Origin of the sequence: Sphingobium sp. WCS2017Hpa-17 (genome assembly GCF_031843765.1) — a bacterium.
GTDB lineage: Bacteria > Pseudomonadota > Alphaproteobacteria > Sphingomonadales > Sphingomonadaceae > Sphingobium.
The window spans coordinates 1-3,110 of record NZ_JAVTIV010000052.1; the positions used below are offsets into that span (position 1 = coordinate 1).

The 3,110-nt window shown below is 62.7% G+C and carries 4 protein-coding genes; all 4 read right to left on the minus strand.

Annotated elements, in window-relative coordinates; all coding sequences use genetic code 11:
• Nucleotides 1-36: 36 nt before the first annotated feature.
• The 4 genes from RQH62_RS24795 to tnpA all read right to left on the minus strand — a co-directional run bounded on the left by RQH62_RS24795 (nucleotide 37) and on the right by tnpA (nucleotide 3,035).
• Complete coding sequence (locus RQH62_RS24795; RefSeq protein ID WP_311271322.1) at nucleotides 37-630, minus strand: plasmid pRiA4b ORF-3 family protein; 594 nt, start codon at nucleotides 628-630, stop codon at nucleotides 37-39.
• Nucleotides 627-2,222, minus strand: coding sequence for an IS66 family transposase (gene tnpC, locus RQH62_RS24800; RefSeq protein WP_311271323.1), 1,596 nt, complete (start codon nucleotides 2,220-2,222; stop codon nucleotides 627-629). The genes RQH62_RS24795 and tnpC overlap by 4 nt, the downstream gene beginning before the upstream one ends.
• Before the next feature lie 67 nt (nucleotides 2,223-2,289).
• Entirely contained in the window at nucleotides 2,290-2,646 is a 357-nt protein-coding gene (gene tnpB / locus RQH62_RS24805; protein WP_311271324.1) for an IS66 family insertion sequence element accessory protein TnpB, read from the minus strand.
• Complete coding sequence (gene tnpA / locus RQH62_RS24810; protein ID WP_311271325.1) at nucleotides 2,643-3,035, minus strand: IS66-like element accessory protein TnpA; 393 nt, start codon at nucleotides 3,033-3,035, stop codon at nucleotides 2,643-2,645. Before tnpA ends, tnpB begins: the two co-directional genes overlap by 4 nt.
• Nucleotides 3,036-3,110 lie beyond the last annotated feature (75 nt).

Here is a 3,110-nt window from a genome sequence, read left to right on the forward strand (position 1 = left end):
GTAAGCGCCGACGGAAGGTGGCGTTGACGCGGCCTGTCAGGCTTTCCGGCGTGTCCGCGGCGCCCATTTTTTCGCGAGCGCTTCCAGCCTTGCCTCGATCAAGGGGATATCGGGCTGGGCGTTGGGATCATAGTCGTCGCCGAGGGTATCGAGCGCTTCTTCATGATATTCATGCTGGGGGTCGCCGAGCGCTTCGAGCTTTTCGGCATAGCCCCATGGCCCGCCACTGTCCTCCGGCGGGCGCATGCCTACTGCATCGAGGATGAGCGGATATGTCAGGTGCGGGCTGGCCGCGCTGACGCGCTCGATCTTGACGCTATGCTCCCAGGCGTCGCCAAAGTCGTAGAGATATTGGAAGGTCTTGCGCCTCGTATCCGCCAGGACCTGGGCGAGAGTGGCCTTACGGGCGTCGAGCGGCCCGTCGAAGCCATATTCAGGATCAGGGATGCCGAAGCCGGTCTGCCCGAAGCTCATTTCCCACAGATGAGAGTCCGTCCATGAGAAGGCGGTCTGGATGACGGTGTGCAGACGGTCGAGGCGGATATTGAGCGGCACCTCCAGCGTTCGGCTCACGGCCGGTGTCACATCGTCCAGCGTAATCTTCATCCGCACGATAGTGCTGTTGCTCACGCAGCCTTCTCCAGATCGTTGGTCAGCTTTGATGCCTGCCATTTCCACGGCAGGAAGTCATCGATCTGATTGATCGGGTGGTTGCCGATGCGCTCAATGACGTCTGTGAACCACGCCTCGGGCTCGACGCCGTTGAGCCGGCATGTGCCGGCCAGGGAGTAGAAGAGCGCCGCCGCTTCTCCCCCTTTCATGGAGCCGACGAACATCCAGTTCCGGCGCCCGAGCGCGACCCCGCGCAGGGCGTTCTCCACCAGATTGTTGCTGATCTCGAGCCGACCGTCATCGCAGTAGCGGATCATGGCCTGCCAGCGGTTGAGCGGATAGCGACACGCACGCGCCAGATTGCTGTCGGAAGACAGGCCACGGTTCTGTGTTTCGAGCCAGACGCGCAAAGCCTCCAGCTTCGACACCGCCTTGATCTGGCGGATGCGTTTCCGCTCATCGGGTGGCGCACCCTTGATATCGCGCTCGATGGCGAAGAGTTCGGCGATCCGCACGACCGCCTCTGCCGCGATCGGTGACGGGCTCTTTTCCAGTATGTCGGTAAATTTCCTGCGCGCGTGGCTCCAGCATCCTACTTCGACGATGTCTCTGGGAGCCTTGGTTTTGGGGTCGCGGTAAAGCGCGTTATAGCCCGCAAAACCGTCCGCCTGGAGATACCCCTGATAGCCGGCGAGATGTTCTGCCGGATGCGCTCCGCCACGATCTGCGCTGAAGCGGAAGGCTACGGCGGGCGGACTCATGTCGCCGCTGGAGCGATCATCGCGCAGATACACCCAGAAGTGCCCGGTCCGGCTGCCGTCACCATTGCCCAAAAACGTGACCGGCGTGTCGTCCCCATGGATTTTGGCGGCTTCCCGGATATAGGCGAACAACCGCTCGCCCAGCGGCGCCAGCAGCCATGCCAGTTTTCGCGCCCAGCGGCTCATCACATCCCGATCAATGTGAAGCCCAACGCGGCGGAAGATTACCGACTGCCGGTGCCAGGGCTGGTGATCGACAAAGCGATTGACGACGAGGTGGGCCAGCAGGGCGCTGCTCGCCATCACCTTGGGCAGCGGCAGATCGACAGCGGGCGCTTGTCGGATCTGTTCGCAGGATCGGCACGCCAGCCTGGGCCGGACATGGCGGATGACGCGGAAGCGTGCAGGGACATAGTCGAGGACCTCAGTGACGGCCTCGTCGATCTGCACTGACGGTCCATTACAACCGGCACTGCACGGGCCGGGCTGATGATCGACGGTCTGACGCGGGAAGTGCGCGGGAAGCGGAACGCGGCTGCCGGGTCTGCGAGCCGATTTCATCACGGGCGGCGCCGACACCTCATCGTTTGCCGGTTCCGGGGCTTCGACCTCCTCGAACATCAGCCGCAGCTGGACGATATCCATTTTCTCGGAGCTGCGGCCGAACTGGACGCGCAGCAGCCGCGCGACACGATGCTCGAGCTTTTCGATCCGCAAGGTCTGGGCTTTGACGGTGGCTTGCGCCGCCGTCAGTTCGGCCCGTTCCTGCTCCATGACATCGGCCATCTCCAGCAGCATTTTCTGCAGGAGAACCGGGTCTGTGGGAAGGCGATCAAGGGCGAACCGCATGCCGCCGACAATAGCCAAAGCCCACGGAAAATCCTACATAAAATGGCGGTTTTCCTGATCTTTTTGGCTATGCGAGCCTCGGCGTGATCACCTCGTCGTGGACGATCGCCTGCTTCCAGTTCAGCCCTTCAATCAGCATCGCCATCTGGGCTGCCGACAGGCGGAGCGCGCCCTCATGAGCACGAGGCCACACGAACTTTCCGCGCTCGAGACGCTTCGCATACACGCATAGCCCGGACCCGTCCCAGACCAAGGCCTTCAACCTGTCGCCCCTTTTCCCGCGGAACAGGAAAACCGCCCCCGAAAAGGGATCAAGCTGAAGAATATTGCGCACCTGCGCCGACAGCCCATCAAACCCCTTGCGCATGTCGCACGGCGCCAGCGACAGATAGATTTTCGTCGAAGGCGGGAACGCCAGGCTCAATGATCCAGCTCCCGCAGGACATCGAGCACCTGTTTCAGGGCGGCCCGATCGACCTCGCCATCAACCAACACCGTCAGGCCGCACCGCCCTCGAACCTCAATCCGCCCTGGCTCCCGAGCTTTGGCCGACGGCGAAGACGATGCCAATTCGACAGGCACGAAGCCCGCCATCGCTCCGCGAAGCAGCTGCTTGCGCCAGGTATAAAGCTGGCCTGTTCCAACGCTGTGCCGCCGAGCCACGGCCGATACGATCGCCCCCGGCGCCGTCGTCTCCTTCAGGATCGCCAGCTTCTCCTCGTCGCTCCAGTTCCGACGCCGCTCCACCCGTACAAGCGCTCCGCCATCACCGCGACCGCTCATACGAGGCTCGTTTGACTGCTCGATGTCCATGCTCACGCCTCCTCAAAGGCCGCGAGCTTTCCTATTCCGGTGCCGGCAACAAGGCCGCCTTCCGTCGGCGCTTAC

Excerpts from the sequence above, each read along its gene's own strand:
- tnpC (WP_311271323.1), bottom strand. The coding sequence starts at position 2,222 with ATGCGGTTCGCCCTTGATCGCCTTCCCACAGACCCGGTTCTCCTGCAG.
- tnpA (WP_311271325.1), bottom strand. The coding sequence starts at position 3,035 with ATGGACATCGAGCAGTCAAACGAGCCTCGTATGAGCGGTCGCGGTGAT.